Genomic DNA, 15,043 nt, shown 5'->3' with positions numbered 1-15,043 from the left:
GGTATTTTATGCGAAAGTCCGTAAAACTAAAAGACTTGATGAATAATCCGGCCTATAAACGTGTATCTGGAGATGAAGAATCTTTAGAAAGAGAAGTATTTGTCGCAGAAATAAATCGTCCTGGTTTTGAACTTGCCGGCTTCTTTAAACATAGTGATTTTAGAAGAATTATTCTATTAGGTGATAAAGAAAATATATTTATTAAGGAAATGACTAAGGAAAGTCAGTTGGCTTGTTTTTCTAAGTTAGTGAATGATGAAACACCTTGTATCATTATCGCAAAGGGTTATGAAACACCAGAAATACTTAGAAATATTGCCTGTAAGAGAAACTTCCCAATCTTTGAAACAGAGATGGCAACAGGAAGAGTTTCTATTAACTTAATGGGTAAATTAGATGAATTATTAGCACCTGAAACACAGATTCATGGTGTATTCTTAAATATTTATGGTAAAGGTGTTATTATCAAAGGTGATAGTGGTATTGGTAAATCCGAAATCGCACTTGAACTTATTAAGAGAGGACATCAGTTGATTGCGGATGATGCAGTAGAACTCTATCATATTGGGCAGTCTATTATTGGGAAAGCACCAACAGTTTTAAAGAATCTATTAGAAATCCGTGGTATTGGTGTTATTGATGCTTCTAAGATGTTTGGGGCTGCGAGTGTTCTTCCAAAAGAAAAGGTAGACCTTATTATTCAGTTAGAAAGATGGTTACCATCTCGTGAATATAGACGTATTGGAGTAGAAGAAGATGATGTTACAGAAGATATTCTTTCAGTTCCTATTCCTAAGATCGTTGTACCAGTAACTGGTGGACGTTCTATGTCAGTTATTATTGAAGCAGCTGTCATGAATATGCAGCTTAAGGATTCTGGATTTGATTCAAGCAAAGAATTTGTGAATAGAATCCTTGAAAACATTAAAAATAAGCAGGTGTAAGTTATGCAATTCTTTCCAGAATATAATATATTTCTTAAAATCGGTGGTCTGCAAATTCATATGTATGCAGTATGTATCATTATTGGTGCATTTATTGCCTATCTGTTAGGTCAGTATAATTTTAAGAAATTAGGCTATAGTTCTGAAATTTTATCAGATTACTTCTTTGGAGTACTCATGACAGGGATCATTGGTGCTCGTATCTGGTATGTCATCTTCATGTGGAAAGAACTCTATATGTCTCATCCTGAAGAAATTATTGCGATATGGCATGGTGGACTTGCGATACAAGGTGGAATCATAGCTGCACTCATCTATAGCTATTACTTCTTTAAAAAGAAGGATATTCCGTTCTTTGTAGCAGGTGATGCAATTATGCCAGGTGTACTCATTGCGCAGGCATGTGGTCGTTGGGGAAACTTCTTTAACCATGAAGCATTTGGTTCAGCTGTTTCTTTAAATTTCTTAAAACTATTACATCTTCCTCAATTTATCATCAATAATATGTATATTGAGGGGGCTTATCATCATCCTACATTCCTTTATGAATCAGTAGGGAACTTGATTGTTTTTCTTGTGATTGTTCTTGTAGTTAAGAAGAAAGCACAATGTACAGGTGAACAGTTTTTCTCTTACTTTGTCGGTTATGGTATTGTGAGAGTATTTGTGGAAGGATTACGTACAGACTCACTTATGTTAGGTCCTATCCGTATGGCCCAACTCACATCTATAGTGTTTATTATTGTGGGTGTGGCTGGCATATATTACTTAAGAAACTATCAAAAGCGAAAGTCCTAAAGTGAAAAGTTAATAAGATAATTGTAATCAATAACGTCGGAATGGGATTTTGATATCCAGTTCTGGCGTTTTTTTTGATTTAATAGGGGGGTGTGAGTGTAGCATCTTTCATGCCTATATCAGTGTATTACACAAAAATGTGCATTTGCACAAAAAATAGGAATAGACATCACATACGATTATATGCAGGTAGAAAAAATTAACTGATGAAGATGTAAAAGTAAATTCAACTGAAAAGATGTGTAAAACTAACCAGCAAAAGCGAAAGAATTAATCTTTCGCTTTTTCTTCACATTAAGTTAATGTATCATATATATGATAGTAAAGAGGTGTAAAAGATGGATAAAAGAATTGAAAATCATATCATCCAGCAATATTATGATAACTAGAATCTCTACCGTTCATTAAAACATGATATTACAGATATTATTGATAATATCATTACAAAGAATAATATAAAGATTTCTAATTTTGCGATACGTATTAAAACAGAAGATGCATTAAGACGTAAGATCTGTTTAAAGCATAAGTACAAGGATGTTAATGATATTACAGATATCGTTGCTTGTCGTATTATTACATTGTTTGAATCAGATATTGATGTCATATATAAATTAATTAAACAGAACTTTGATATTGTGGAATACAATGATAAGAGAAAGAAGAACTATGATGACCGTATTGATTTCGGTTATAACTCTCTTCATTTATTAGTGAAATATAATGAAGCAAGACTGAATATGATTGAATACTCAGATTATCGTCATATTGTCTTTGAAATACAGATTAGAACTATTCTCCAGCATTCTTGGGCTGAAGTAGAACATGGTCTAGGGTATAAGTCACAATATGAAATACCTAAGGATATTCGTAGAAGACTTACAAGACTGAGTGCGACTCTAGAAATTCTAGATGAAGAATTTGTGAATATAAGAGATGATATAGAAGAATACAATAGGGGTATTGATCATATAGAGAAGGTATTAAAGACAGACTTGAACTATAACTCTCTCATGACTTATTATCATGATTCTCCTATTATGAGTGAATTAACACAGATCATCTGTGAACAGTTTAATATCTCAGTTAAGGAAGAACCGTATATTATATCTGAATTAAGAGTTGTAAAAAGATTCCATAATCTAGGCTATATGTATGTTCACGAACTCGATGAATTTATTATAGAAAATAGAGATAACATCGTAAACTTTGCGCAGTCAAAGCTCCGTTTCCTAGAAAAGAATAAGTATTTTAACCCTTATGATATCTTTGTCTGGGTATCACTTATTATGTTGTTGAATCAGGGTGTGGATGATCCTGAAAATATCATCAGTAATGAAATGTTCAGCATTCCAAGCAAGAATGAAGTAGATAAAGGAATTAATTAAGATGTATCATATTTTACACATTTATGATTAATTCATGTATAATTACATTAACGCTTTTAAATTAAAAGAAAGAAGGTAAATAATATGGGATTTTTAGAAGGTAAGACTGTCATTGTAACTGGTGGTGGACGTGCAGTACTTGAAGATGGAACATGTGGTTCAATTGGTTATGGTATCGTAACAGCATTTGCGAAAGAAGGGGCAAATATTGTCATCACTGGACGTAATCTAAAGAAACTAGAAGATGCAAAAGAAGAAATTGAAAGACTTTATAATGTAGAAGTTCTTCCAGTACAGGCTGATGTGAATGCAGGTGCTGATAATGAAGCAGTAGTAAAAGCAGTTGTTGAAAAGGCAATTGAAAAATTTGGTCATATTGATGCATTAGTCAATAATGCACAGGCAAGTGCATCTGGTGTATCTCTTGCAGAACATACTACAGAACAGTTTGATTTAGCTATGTATTCAGGATTATATGCAGCATTCTATTATATGAAAGCATGTTATCCATATTTAAAAGAAACTAAAGGTTCAGTCATCAACTTCGCATCTGGTGCTGGATTATTCGGAAACAAAGGTCAGTGCTCTTATGCAGCTGCAAAAGAAGGTATCCGTGGTTTAACACGTGTTGCTGCAACTGAATGGGCTGCAGATGGTATCAACGTAAACGTTGTATGCCCACTTGCTTGGACTGCACAGCTTGAAAAGTTTGAAAAAGCTTATCCAGAAGCATTCAAGGCAAATGTTCATACACCACCTATGGGACATTTTGGTGACAATGAAAAAGAAATCGGACGTGTTGTTGTACAATTAACTTCTCCAGACTTCAAATATATGACTGGTGAAACAATCACTCTTGAAGGTGGATTAGGAATGAGACCATAAGGAAACGCAATGCGTTTCCTTTTTTAAAGGAGAAATACAATGATTTATTATTTTAGTGGAACAGGAAATAGTCACTATGTGGCAGAAGTACTTTCAAAGTCCTTACAGGATACAATGCAATCTATTGAATCAGCTCAAGGTATTAAACAGGATGAAATGATTGGTATAGTCACACCTGTTTATTTCTTTGGGTTACCTGATATTGTGAAGGATTTCTTAGAAAGATTGTCTGTCTCTTCCAAATCTTATTTATATCTAGTCGTCACTTATGGTGGTAAACCAGGTAATATTGGGAAAGAGGCCAACAAGATCATGCAGAAAAAGGGGACAGGTTTTTATGCCATGTATGGTGTGAAAATGGTGGATACATATATTCCTATGTATGATGCATCTAAAAATGAAAAGATAGAATCTCAAATAGACCCTCAAATAGAAGAAATCATTACACGGATCAAGGAAAGAAGAATAGGTGACTACTTGAAAGGAACAGTCCCAGTTTTTATTAATAAGGCCTGTTCGTTTCAATATAAACAGGTAAGAAAAACAGATAACCTCACTGTTGATGAATCTTGTATTCATTGTGGCTTATGTGCGAAAGAATGCCCTGAACAGGCGATAGAAATCAAAGAGCATGTGACATTCAAGAAAGAACAGTGTATGATGTGTTTAAGATGTTTACATCATTGTCCTGTGAATGCAATTAGATTTAAAAATAAGGATAAAGGACAATACAGGGGGTTACTATGATCAAAGAAGATATTTTAATCAAGAATACAACAAGAGAACAGAGAGAACAAATTGTGAATGATGCATTAGGTATAGTAGATGGTTTATGTGATGGCTGTTCACAGGGAATCATTTCTATGTATGATGCCTATATTGATGGCTTAAAAGAATTAGATGAAATCAACAGAGAATTCAATGCCCACTATGAAGTAGATGATAAACGTGGCGGCAACAGAGGTGGCTGTTCAATGATGTAAGAAGTAAGAGTGATCTTACTTCTTTTTATATATTAAAAAAGAACTTCTTTCGAAGTTCTTATCCCCATACCTCTTCGGCAATTTCTTTGACTAATTTTAATTTAGCCCACTGCTGTTCTTCAGTTAACTTATTACCAATTGCACAAGAAGCGAATCCACATTGTGGACTTAAACAAAGTCTATCGAGTGGAATAAACTTAGCTGCTTCATGAATTCTCTTAATCACTGTTTCTTTATCTTCTAATTCAGGTGTCTTAGTTGTAATCAACCCTAATACAACCTTTTTATCTTCTGATACTTTTGCGAGAGGTGCAAATCCTCCAGATCTTTCATCATCATATTCTAGATATAAAGCATCCACATTTTCTTTCGCAAATACATAATCAGCGACAGAATTATAAGGACCTTTCGCAAAGAATGTAGAATGGTAATTACCACGGCAGATATGTGATGTAATCACCATATCTTCTGGTTTATTTTCTAATGCAAGATTATTGACTGCAAGTAATTCAGCCTTTACTTCTTCTAAATCGATTCCTAAAGATTCATATCTCTGTTTTGCGGCATCTCCTACAATCGCACCCCAAGTACAGTCATCTAACTGTAGATTGCGACATCCTGCATCATAGAACTGTTTAATGACGTCCTGATAAGCTACACCAATATCATGAATGAGTTCTTCATTTGTAGCATAGAACTTTCTTGTAGTTTCAAAGTTAGCAGGTACAATCATCTGCTGGAATGTCTGTGCAGGGGCTGGAATAGTATACTTAGCCACTGTGTTTTCATCTTCGAACTGTTTTAAGAATTTAAAGTATTCCACAAAAGGATGTGCTTTTGCCTTAATCTTACCTACAAGATAAGTATCATCCAATACTGCAAGTTCTGTATTAAATCTCACACCATTACCGGTATTCTTATGTTCAACACCCTCTAATCCCCACATGAAATCTAAATGCCAGAATGTTCTTCTGAATTCTCCATCAGTAATCACATGGTATCCTAATTCCTTCTGTTTCTTAACTACTTTTACAACTTCTTCATCTACAATATGATCATAATCTTCCTGAGATAACTGTCCGTTATCCAATGCTTCCTTAGCATCCTTAAGAGCCTGTGGTCTTAAAAAGCTTCCTACAAAATCATATCTAAAAGGTACATTTCCCATTTCTTATTCCTCCTTGGTTAGTGATTGTATTATAACAACTACCTTGACCATTGAGAAATACATATAATATACAGTTATATATAGTTTAAAACTATATTAATCTTCGTACTCTACAATCAACTGATTTTTATTGTTTTTAATATTCTTATATAAGTCAGAAGGAATCTTCCATATTCCATTATAAGGTTCTTCTATATAAGTTTTTCTATTTCTTTCATAGACATAATATGTTTTTGTATCTATCTTCATCTGGATATAATCAACACCATTAGGATTATCATTCATAGCCAGTAGTTATTGCATTACCATGTACATGTCCAAATTCTACCTTAGATGCATCAGGCAGATCTAAGGTCTTTTTGTGGAATGAAAGATATACATACCTAACATGATTATAATAACGACCAAACCAATCTTTTTTCATGATACTATTAAGTCTTTGTAGACATCCTCTTTCTTCTGATATCTTATGTCCTTTTTAATTTAATACTCATAAGGTGCCTATTTTGATCCTAAGAAGAAATAAATCTTAGGTCTTGAGTACTCATCAAACTTATCTTTTGTTTCTGTATCAAATGAACAAGATAAACTGATAGGTGCATCCTGATTATAGAAACGGAAGCTTTTATAGAATGTCCCACTTAGGAATTCATCTTTAAACTGTTGGGGGATTGCCTGATAAGATAATATCTCAGGATTAGATACTGATACATTCAAATTCTCAAAAGGTTTTTGTAGTGTAGTAAAATCTCTTTCTGCCTGTTGCAAGTTCTCTTCTAAGCTCTTGTTAATATCTATACCTTTTACATATGAGATATTTGTGATTGTTCCACTATCATTCAATTGAATATGTACATAACAATCAGTAGTATCCAAATCTCTTAAATATCTCATAACACTATAACTTGATCTATCACGTGATTTATTGGGATCGTCAGCATGTACACTTACACAAACAGGTTCTAATGCCTTCTTTACTATTTCTACTTGTTTTGCGGAAGCTGCAATTCTTTGATCTGTTGCTTGTTTTCCTTTGATATATTGAGGAATATAAGCTCCTACTACAATAAGTATTGGAATAACCGCAAAGGCAACCAATTGTTTCTTAATATGAGGAATAGGAACTCTATAGGCATGTGCCATATTTTCCGCATTACTTCCTGCCTCAGATAACATATCTATAGATGTAGAAACAGTGCTGATTGCACCAGCTACCTGCATTGCATTTCCTATATTCTTCACAGTATCATGATCACTTTCTTTTAATAATCGTCCAACAGATTGTGACGCTAAAGCTGCAGATACCTCTTTAGAATAATCTGTTTCTGATTGTTTCACATTTAATCTATTTATGAGAGATTGCTATTTCTTTCCTCTCATTCCAAACTTAGGCGCAAGTGCACAAAAACAGAATATCACAACATATACAACGACAAATCCTAATGCAGTAAACATTCCTGTAGGCTCGAAACCTTTATTGTGAAATACTAAATCATCAATCATCTCTAGTGGTACGATTAATGCACATTGTATAAATGAAAAGATGAGTGCAATGACTGCAATCTTTGGATAAATACAATATCTTTGAATCATTTTCTTCTCTTTATCATTGATCATGGATATCACCTCTATTTCAAGTATAACTTATTCTCAAGTAGTAAAAAAGAGCGATTGATTCGCTCTTATTATGTCCATTGTTCAGCCAAAAGGAAATCACGAATGTTTTGATGTTTAATACCATTTCGGCTCATATCAAATTCATCAAGAGAAACGACATACTTAGGGAAATTGTCACGGATAGTATCATATGCACCAAATTCACGTTTGATTGTATCTTCTGATGCTAAGAGATATGTCACCTGAACATACAATTTATCACCACGTTTGTCACATACAAAATCAATTTCTTTTTCTCCTGTTTTACCGACAGTGACTTTATATCCTCGACGCAGTAATTCAAGATAGACAATATTTTCTAAAATGAGATTGATATCTCGCATATTGCCTCCAAAAACAGCTTCACGGATGCCATGATCTGCAATATAATACTTTTCATTTGTAGAAAGTATCTGTTTGCCTTGTAGATCAACTCGTTTCACTTGATAGAACAGATAAGCATCGCAACAATATTTGATATAGTTTAGGATTGTTTCTGGCGCAACAGTACGTTGTTCACTTTTGAGAAACTTCGCAAGAGAATTTGCAGAGAAGGTTGTACCTACATTCGCAATCACATATGCAATAATACGTTCTAGTAAATCTACATCACGTATTTTATTGCGTTTCACAATATCTTTAAGCTGTACAGAGTTAAATAAGTCGTGAAGATATTGTTTAGATGGTTCATCTGCATATTGAATATTCGCAAGATAGGGCATACCTCCGGTAATGAGATACTTTTGAAAACATTGTTGGATTGAATTATTAGGGTAAATTGGACGATATAATTCGATGAATTCTCCAAAAGAAAATGGGTAGATGACAAACTCTACATATCTTCCGCCTAAATAAGTGGCAAGTTCACCAGATAATAGTTTTGCGTTTGATCCAGTGATATAGATGTCACAGTCCAATGAAACACGAAAAGAATTAATACACTTCTCCCAATCTTTCACTTCTTGAATTTCATCGAAAAAAAGATAAACTTTACCACCGATTTCCTTGGCACGGCAAGTAATTTCGTCATGAAGAGACTGTGCTGTCTGTAAATGAGAATAGCTTAAGTCTTCAAAGTTGATGGAGATAAACTGTGTTGGATTAACACCTGATTCTATAAGTTCCTGTTTAATCAACTCTAACATAACAGATTTCCCACAACGATGAATTCCGGTTATTACCTTAATAAGGTCCAATCCAATGAACGGACGGATGCGTTTCATATAGAGTTCACGTTTAATCATTCATCTCAGCCCCTTCCTTATAACTATTTATGTTATATCACATATATAAGTGAAATTTCATACATAAATCTTAGTTTTGTCAGTTATAACTGATAAAATGCAGAAAATAACCAAAAATATAAGATATAACTGAAAAGGATGATGACTTGTATCGAGTCATCATCCTTTCTTACTTTTCATCAACTAACTGGAATTCTTTTAGTTACTTATTTTTTTTGATTGTGGCATTTCTTATTCCATAGTGAACCTACCAACATACCAATTGCAGAGATTATTGATCCAGCTACAATCATTTCCAATTCAGGGGAATTCAGTTTGTTAACAGCAATGTTGTTTGCTATTTTGAATGTGCCATATTCAGCGAGCATATACATTACGCCAAAGAAAAGAGTGAATGCCCATTTTCCTTTTCCCCAAAAGTTATTTTTACCAATCACAACGGATACAATAAATGTAGTTACAGGAAGAATAAACCAAAGGAACATCAAGCTGTAACCCATAGCATCACTTCCACTTGTGAAAAACCAGAACACTATCATTGCATATGCCCAAATCAAAAGATAGGAGAGAATCGTAACAATCTTGCTTCTGTTGGTATTGCTTTTCACAACATTTGTACTTTCTTCAAGATAATCATAATAGTTTTTCATTTTTTCTTCTCCCTTCAATAGGTAGTCAAGAGAGACATCGTAGCATTCGCTCATTTTAATGACGCTGATGATATCTGGATAGGATTTTTGGTTTTCCCAATTTGAGATTGTCTGGCGACTCACACCCAACAATTCAGCAACCTGTTCTTGTGTCAGCTTTTTTTCAATTCGTGCTGTCTTGATTTTACTTCCAATATCATATTCCATACTACTGTCCCTCCTTGCACTTTTATTGTAGGAAAAACACCCATTATTGTCTATCAAATAGCTTTGACATCATTTCTTGTGCGTGTCAAAATCCTTTTACATCTGCTAAATCAAGCATTACTGCCTTTTTCTATTCATTACTTCTCATCAACCACCTGGAAGATATAGAATTTCAAGTAATAGCTATTCTCATCACCATTCCACAAAATAGGATGATCTGCAGCCTGTGTTCTAAATTCTACCTGTCTTAATCTCTTATGTACAAGCTTTGCAGCCTGTCCAATAGTTTTAGTAAATGTATCATAGTCCATAAAATGAGAACATGAACATGTAGCCAGATATCCACCGTCTTTTACTAATTTCATACCTCTCATATTAATTTCACGATAGCCTTTAATCGCATTCTTAATAGATGCACGAGACTTTGTGAAAGCAGGGGGATCTAATATAACCATATCAAATAACTCTCCCTGAGCCTCTAATTCTGGCAAGAAATCAAATACATCATGACACTCAAACTTAACAGTATTCTCTAAACCGTTAAACTTAGCATTCTCATTTGCAAGATCTACCGCAAACTGAGATGCATCCACACCTAAAACACTCTGAGCTCCTGCAATACCAGCATTGAGTGCAAAAGTACCAATATAAGTAAAACAGTCTAATACCTTTGCATCCTTACATAATTTCTGTATTGCAAGTCTATTATATTTCTGATCAAGGAAGAAACCTGTCTTCTGTCCTTCTGCAACATCTATATGATACTTAACACCATTCTCTACAATATCAATATGAGGATCAAAAGGTTCACCAATAAATCCTTTAACTCTTTCCATACCTTCCTTAGTACGTTCCTTGGCATCACTACGTTCATATACACCTCTAATAGTAATGCCATCTTGTAGTAGAATATCCTTCATAAGTTCTACAATCTCTTCCTTAAATGCATCAATACCTAATGCAAGAGACTGTACAACTAATACATCTTCAAACTTATCAATGACTAAACCTGGTAAGAAATCAGCATCTCCAAACACAAGACGACAACTAGAAGTATCCACTGTCTTTTTACGATAATCCCAGGCATTCTGTAATCTCATACGTAAGAAATCAGAATCAATCTCCTGATTAATATTTCTAGTCATTAAACGAATTCTAATCTTAGAATTCTGATTAATATAACCTCTTCCTAACGGATACTCATTATGGGCATATACATCCACAATATCCCCATTCTTGAAATGTCCATGTATCTCTTTTATTTCATTGTCATAAATCCATAAACCGCCTGCATTAATAGTACGGCCTTCACCCTTTTTTAATAGTACTTTTGTTTTCATATTCGAACCTCTCTTGGTAATTATTATACATTTGATCAGACAGTTGTGCTACAATATTAACAATTCAAGGAGGAAAAACTAATATGAGTTTTAAGGATTCTAAAGTAGTTATTGTTGGTTTAGGTAATGTAGGTGCTACAACTGCCTATTCAATTATTAACCAGGGACTTTGTGAAGAGATTGTATTAATAGATATTAATAAAGAAAAAGCATATGGTGAAGCATTAGATATGCAGCAGTCAGTTTACTTCATGAATAGAAATATTAAAGTAAAAGCAGGGGATTATTCTGATTGTAAGGATGCAGATGTAGTCATCATTACAGCATCAGCACCAATGCCTAAAGATTCTCATGACCGTTTACAGATGTTAGCACCAAGTATTAAGATTATTAAGTCTATTGTGGGTTCTACAATGGCTTCAGGATTCAATGGTATCTTTATTATTGTATCTAACCCAGTAGATATTATGAGTTATATTACATGGAAGGAATCAGGTTTACCAAAGAACCAGGTAATTGGTAGTGGTACAACTCTTGATAGTGCAAGATTATCTTGTCGTTTAGCTGATATGTATCATTTAGATGCAAAGAGTGTATCAGCATATGTATGTGGTGAACATGGGGATTCAGAAATGGTGACATGGTCTAGTGCAACTATTGGTGGTAAGAGTGTAGAAGATGTATTAAAGGATAATGCAGAACGTACTAAGGATGCCACTAAGGAAACATTAAGACATGCTGTTATTGAAGATGGATGGCAGATCTTTAACCGTAAAGGAAATACATGTTATGGTATTGCGGCAGCAACTACAGCTATCGTGAAATCTATTCTCTTCAATGAAAATAGAATTTATCCAGTATCTGTACATTTAGATGGGAAGTATGGTATGAATGATATCTTCCTAAGTGTTCCTACTATTATTGATAAAACAGGTGCTAAGGAAATCGTAGAAATCAATATGAAAGAAGATGAGCAGAAAGCACTAGAAGAATCATATAAAGTTCTGAAAGATTTCTGTCAACAGTTAGACTAAGAGAGGGTAAACCTCTCTTTTTATGTTAGAATGGATCCATGGAGGGATTGGTATGATTAAGATTGCATTTTTTGATATTGATGGAACTTTAAGCAATATGGAAACACGCAGTGTTTCTGATATTACTATAGAAACATTACAAAGATTACAGGATAATAACATAAAGGTATGTATTGCGACAGGAAGACATCCTTTAAGTGTACCTACTTTTGAAGGAGTGACTTTTGATGCCATACTTTCTTTTAATGGGTCTTATTGTTTTGATAAGGAAGGACATGTTTTGTATAGTCATCCTATCCCACATAAAGATGTATTAAGAATTATAGATAATGCTTCTTCTATTAATAGATCTGTCTCTCTTGCAAGTAAAGATGATAGTAAAGCCAATGGCACAGATCAAGACTTAGATGATTATTATGCATTCTCTAAACAGAAGGTGAATGTAGCAGAAGACTTTGATAGTTTTGTGAATGAAGATATTTATCAAATTATGTGTGGTGGATATGAGAATGAATATGATGCATTAATGAAGAATGTAGAAGGTGCACAAATTACAGCTTGGTGGAATAGGGCGGTAGATATTATTCCAGCAGGTGGTGGAAAGGGTAATGGTATACATAAGGTATTAGAGTATTATCATTTAAGTCCTAGTGAAGCCATTGCGTTTGGAGATGGTACGAATGATATTGAAATGTTGGAAGCAGTGGGTACAGGAGTCGCAATGGGCAATGCAACAGATAATGTGAAGGCTATTGCGGATGATATATGTTTATCTGTAGCAGATGATGGTGTGTATCACTACTGTTTAGATCATAATTTGATGTGAACTTACCTTGACTTAATACTCCGTATTTGAAGTCAAGGCTTCTAGGATGCTTACGCATCCGTTTAAGAAGTTTGATATTTAAGTCTCCACCTATTGCTAGGCAATCCTTATTCTTATTGCGTGTCCACTTCGCCTATGTTTACATCCACAACTCTACTTTTACGCATGATATTTAACGCACCATTTACATCTGCATTCAGAACTTATCCACTCGCTGTTCTATACTGTCCACGATGTATTCTCTTTCCACTGAAATGGTATTCTTCAGTATCATCACTCTTATAGACTGGTATTACATCCTTATCCCAGAAGCTTGCTTTTGATGTATAGGACTCCTCCTGCATTACAAGTGTGATGCCATTCAGTTCACAGAGATATTCAAGCTTGTCTCTCAGCTTTCCATATGGAATATTGACGAAAGTCTGATTGTTTCTCTTACCTATGTTGGAATCCTTCTGAAATGTTTCATTATAGCCTACAACAAGAGTTCCCTGGTATGACATCCTTATCCCAGAAGCTTGCTTTTGATGTATAGGATTCCTCCTGCATTACAAGGATGATACCATTCAGCTCACAGAGATATTCAAGCTTATCTTTCAGCTTCCCATATGGAATATTGACGAAAGTCTGATTGTTTCTTCTGCCTATGTTGGAATACTTCTGAAATGTTTCATTATAGCCCACAACAAGAGTTCCGATATCATTATCGATACAGTAATCAATCACCCTGCGTGCAGTCTTGTTCATGTAGTCATTTATTCTATTGTTGCGCCTGCGTGCTAATGCCTTCTGTCTGTTGGTCGGCTTCCTGCCATAGTCCTGCTTATCCTTGATGGACTGTAATTTTGCATTTTTCTTATTGAACCACTGGTTATTCTATTGTTGCGCCTGCGTGCTAATGCCTTCTGTCTGTTGGTTGTCTTCTTTCCAAAATGCTGCTTATCCTTGATGGACTGTAATCTTGCATTTTTCTTATTGAACCACTGATTAATGGACTTCAGTCTTCTTCCATCGATGATGAATGTTTCACCTTTACTTGATACTGCAGTGACAAGATTATTGATACCAAGATCTAATGCCAGTGCATTTGTTGTATTGAGATTCCTTTGAATGCATTCAGCTTCATAGATGTACTGAATTTCAAAGAACCTGGCATCTGCCTTTGGTATGATACGTATTTCCTTCACTTTCTTATCAAGCAGTATAGGTGGAATAGTAATCTCAACAGCCTTATGTGTCTTTCTGAAGCTGTTTGAATATGGAAGTATGAGCTTATTCCCTTTAAGTCTTACAAATCCAATGACGAGCGTAGTATATCCATCACTAGATACGTATTTCCTTCACTTTCTTATCAAGCAGTATAGGTGGAATAACAATCTCTACAGCCTTATGTGTCTTTCTGTAGCTATTCGAATATGGAAGTTTTAGTTTATTCCCCTTAAGTCTTATATCTCCAATAATGAGTGTAGTATATCCATCCTTTGGAAGATAGCGTGGAAGTCTGCAGTCCTTAAGTGCATGCTTTCCCTGCTTTGCCTTTTTAAGAAGACCGAAGAATGATTTAAATGAACCATCTACTTCCTTCAGTATCTGCTGTGCCATATTGGAATTAAGCGTTCTATAGTTATCAGACGACTTCAGAAGTGCATAGTTCTTCTCATAATTGAGATACTTGCCTTCTGCAAAGTAATGCTGTCTGATGTTATAGATTGCCTGATTAGTAAGATTCTTTGCAATATGACATAATTCCTTGATGGAATGATAGTCTTCCTTGGACAGATGCTTTACCTGCTGCTTGACTGTAAGATACATATATTTAGCCTCCTTTCTGTAGATTTAGGAAAAGAAGTTTCCTATATGTATTATACTATTTCTTACTCCAAATTTCTCTATCAGATGCATTAACGGCATTCATCCCCC

The 15,043-nt window shown here is 34.5% G+C and carries 19 protein-coding genes; 8 read left to right on the top strand and 11 right to left on the bottom strand.

The genetic code is table 11. The annotated features are described in order from the left end of the window. Positions 1-8 precede the first annotated feature (8 nt). The 6 genes from hprK to QVO42_RS09830 all read left to right on the top strand — a co-directional run bounded on the left by hprK (position 9) and on the right by QVO42_RS09830 (position 4,998). A complete protein-coding gene (gene hprK, locus QVO42_RS09855) occupies positions 9-944 on the top strand; it encodes an HPr(Ser) kinase/phosphatase (protein WP_022425938.1) in 936 nt (311 codons plus the stop codon). Positions 945-947: 3 nt separating this feature from the next. Then, a complete protein-coding gene (lgt, locus tag QVO42_RS09850; RefSeq protein ID WP_022425937.1) occupies positions 948-1,742 on the top strand; it encodes a prolipoprotein diacylglyceryl transferase in 795 nt (264 codons plus the stop codon). 416 nt (positions 1,743-2,158) lie between these two features. Further along, positions 2,159-3,130 (top strand): GTP pyrophosphokinase, encoded by a 972-nt coding sequence (locus QVO42_RS09845; RefSeq protein ID WP_353867267.1) that lies wholly within the window; start codon positions 2,159-2,161, stop codon positions 3,128-3,130. 84 nt (positions 3,131-3,214) lie between these two features. Then, on the top strand, positions 3,215-4,015 hold the full coding sequence (locus QVO42_RS09840; protein ID WP_022425935.1) for an SDR family NAD(P)-dependent oxidoreductase: 801 nt from the start codon (positions 3,215-3,217) through the stop codon (positions 4,013-4,015). A gap of 39 nt (positions 4,016-4,054) precedes the next feature. Next, a complete protein-coding gene (locus QVO42_RS09835; RefSeq protein WP_022425934.1) occupies positions 4,055-4,762 on the top strand; it encodes an EFR1 family ferrodoxin in 708 nt (235 codons plus the stop codon). Next, a complete protein-coding gene (locus QVO42_RS09830; protein ID WP_006505362.1) occupies positions 4,759-4,998 on the top strand; it encodes a hypothetical protein in 240 nt (79 codons plus the stop codon). The genes QVO42_RS09835 and QVO42_RS09830 overlap by 4 nt, the downstream gene beginning before the upstream one ends. Before the next feature lie 58 nt (positions 4,999-5,056). Here QVO42_RS09830 and QVO42_RS09825 read toward each other — a convergent pair whose 3' ends face one another. From QVO42_RS09825 to QVO42_RS09795, 7 genes are all read right to left on the bottom strand, one after another. Further along, a complete protein-coding gene (locus QVO42_RS09825; RefSeq protein ID WP_022425933.1) occupies positions 5,057-6,166 on the bottom strand; it encodes a 5-methyltetrahydropteroyltriglutamate--homocysteine S-methyltransferase in 1,110 nt (369 codons plus the stop codon). Between the two features lie 96 nt (positions 6,167-6,262). Beyond that, entirely contained in the window at positions 6,263-6,451 is a 189-nt protein-coding gene (locus tag QVO42_RS09820) for a DUF5301 domain-containing protein (RefSeq protein WP_022425932.1), read from the bottom strand. A 216-nt stretch (positions 6,452-6,667) separates the two neighbouring features. Next, complete coding sequence (locus tag QVO42_RS09815; RefSeq protein ID WP_022425931.1) at positions 6,668-7,504, bottom strand: hypothetical protein; 837 nt, start codon at positions 7,502-7,504, stop codon at positions 6,668-6,670. 24 nt (positions 7,505-7,528) lie between these two features. Continuing rightward, positions 7,529-7,783, bottom strand: coding sequence for a hypothetical protein (locus QVO42_RS09810; protein WP_022425930.1), 255 nt, complete (start codon positions 7,781-7,783; stop codon positions 7,529-7,531). A gap of 68 nt (positions 7,784-7,851) precedes the next feature. Then, positions 7,852-9,066 (bottom strand): ATP-binding protein, encoded by a 1,215-nt coding sequence (locus QVO42_RS09805; RefSeq protein WP_022425929.1) that lies wholly within the window; start codon positions 9,064-9,066, stop codon positions 7,852-7,854. 206 nt (positions 9,067-9,272) lie between these two features. Beyond that, on the bottom strand, positions 9,273-9,923 hold the full coding sequence (locus QVO42_RS09800) for a helix-turn-helix domain-containing protein (protein ID WP_022425928.1): 651 nt from the start codon (positions 9,921-9,923) through the stop codon (positions 9,273-9,275). Positions 9,924-10,060: 137 nt separating this feature from the next. Then, entirely contained in the window at positions 10,061-11,263 is a 1,203-nt protein-coding gene (locus tag QVO42_RS09795; protein ID WP_022425927.1) for a class I SAM-dependent rRNA methyltransferase, read from the bottom strand. A gap of 83 nt (positions 11,264-11,346) precedes the next feature. Between QVO42_RS09795 and QVO42_RS09790 the strand changes: the two genes are divergently transcribed. Next, on the top strand, positions 11,347-12,297 hold the full coding sequence (locus QVO42_RS09790) for an L-lactate dehydrogenase (RefSeq protein ID WP_022425926.1): 951 nt from the start codon (positions 11,347-11,349) through the stop codon (positions 12,295-12,297). 52 nt (positions 12,298-12,349) lie between these two features. Further along, positions 12,350-13,123: a Cof-type HAD-IIB family hydrolase gene (locus QVO42_RS09785; RefSeq protein ID WP_022425925.1), complete on the top strand. Its 774-nt coding sequence runs from the start codon at positions 12,350-12,352 to the stop codon at positions 13,121-13,123. A gap of 203 nt (positions 13,124-13,326) precedes the next feature. Here QVO42_RS09785 and QVO42_RS09780 read toward each other — a convergent pair whose 3' ends face one another. From QVO42_RS09780 to QVO42_RS09770, 4 genes are all read right to left on the bottom strand, one after another. Next, complete coding sequence (locus QVO42_RS09780) at positions 13,327-13,626, bottom strand: IS200/IS605 family accessory protein TnpB-related protein (protein WP_022425924.1); 300 nt, start codon at positions 13,624-13,626, stop codon at positions 13,327-13,329. Continuing rightward, positions 13,592-13,957, bottom strand: a complete 366-nt coding sequence (locus tag QVO42_RS10500; RefSeq protein ID WP_353867266.1) for an IS200/IS605 family accessory protein TnpB-related protein — start codon at positions 13,955-13,957, stop codon at positions 13,592-13,594. The genes QVO42_RS09780 and QVO42_RS10500 overlap by 35 nt, the downstream gene beginning before the upstream one ends. Continuing rightward, positions 13,903-14,310 carry a transposase gene (locus QVO42_RS09775; RefSeq protein WP_288164356.1) on the bottom strand — a complete coding sequence of 136 codons (408 nt, stop codon included), beginning with the start codon at positions 14,308-14,310 and terminating at the stop codon, positions 13,903-13,905. The genes QVO42_RS10500 and QVO42_RS09775 overlap by 55 nt, the downstream gene beginning before the upstream one ends. A 136-nt stretch (positions 14,311-14,446) precedes the next feature. After that, a complete protein-coding gene (locus QVO42_RS09770; protein ID WP_022425923.1) occupies positions 14,447-14,935 on the bottom strand; it encodes a transposase in 489 nt (162 codons plus the stop codon). Between the last annotated feature and the right edge of the window lie 108 nt (positions 14,936-15,043).

The sequence above is a fragment of the Catenibacterium sp. CAG:290 genome, assembly GCF_000437715.1.
GTDB lineage: Bacteria > Bacillota_I > Bacilli_A > Erysipelotrichales > Coprobacillaceae > Catenibacterium > Catenibacterium mitsuoka_A.
The sequence above is the reverse complement of the archived record's forward strand: the minus strand, read 5'-3'. Positions and strand labels throughout refer to the sequence as shown.

Excerpts from the sequence above, each read along its gene's own strand:
- QVO42_RS09830 (WP_006505362.1), top strand. The coding sequence starts at position 4,759 with ATGATCAAAGAAGATATTTTAATCAAGAATACAACAAGAGAACAGAGA.
- QVO42_RS09795 (WP_022425927.1), bottom strand. The coding sequence starts at position 11,263 with ATGAAAACAAAAGTACTATTAAAAAAGGGTGAAGGCCGTACTATTAAT.
- QVO42_RS09780 (WP_022425924.1), bottom strand. The coding sequence starts at position 13,626 with ATGTCATACCAGGGAACTCTTGTTGTAGGCTATAATGAAACATTTCAG.
- QVO42_RS09820 (WP_022425932.1), bottom strand. The coding sequence starts at position 6,451 with ATGAATGATAATCCTAATGGTGTTGATTATATCCAGATGAAGATAGAT.
- QVO42_RS09825 (WP_022425933.1), bottom strand. The coding sequence starts at position 6,166 with ATGGGAAATGTACCTTTTAGATATGATTTTGTAGGAAGCTTTTTAAGA.
- QVO42_RS09805 (WP_022425929.1), bottom strand. The coding sequence starts at position 9,066 with ATGATTAAACGTGAACTCTATATGAAACGCATCCGTCCGTTCATTGGA.
- QVO42_RS09810 (WP_022425930.1), bottom strand. The coding sequence starts at position 7,783 with ATGATCAATGATAAAGAGAAGAAAATGATTCAAAGATATTGTATTTAT.
- QVO42_RS09770 (WP_022425923.1), bottom strand. The coding sequence starts at position 14,935 with ATGTATCTTACAGTCAAGCAGCAGGTAAAGCATCTGTCCAAGGAAGAC.
- QVO42_RS09785 (WP_022425925.1), top strand. The coding sequence starts at position 12,350 with ATGATTAAGATTGCATTTTTTGATATTGATGGAACTTTAAGCAATATG.
- QVO42_RS09800 (WP_022425928.1), bottom strand. The coding sequence starts at position 9,923 with ATGGAATATGATATTGGAAGTAAAATCAAGACAGCACGAATTGAAAAA.
- QVO42_RS09790 (WP_022425926.1), top strand. The coding sequence starts at position 11,347 with ATGAGTTTTAAGGATTCTAAAGTAGTTATTGTTGGTTTAGGTAATGTA.
- lgt (WP_022425937.1), top strand. The coding sequence starts at position 948 with ATGCAATTCTTTCCAGAATATAATATATTTCTTAAAATCGGTGGTCTG.
- QVO42_RS09835 (WP_022425934.1), top strand. The coding sequence starts at position 4,055 with ATGATTTATTATTTTAGTGGAACAGGAAATAGTCACTATGTGGCAGAA.
- QVO42_RS09840 (WP_022425935.1), top strand. The coding sequence starts at position 3,215 with ATGGGATTTTTAGAAGGTAAGACTGTCATTGTAACTGGTGGTGGACGT.
- hprK (WP_022425938.1), top strand. The coding sequence starts at position 9 with ATGCGAAAGTCCGTAAAACTAAAAGACTTGATGAATAATCCGGCCTAT.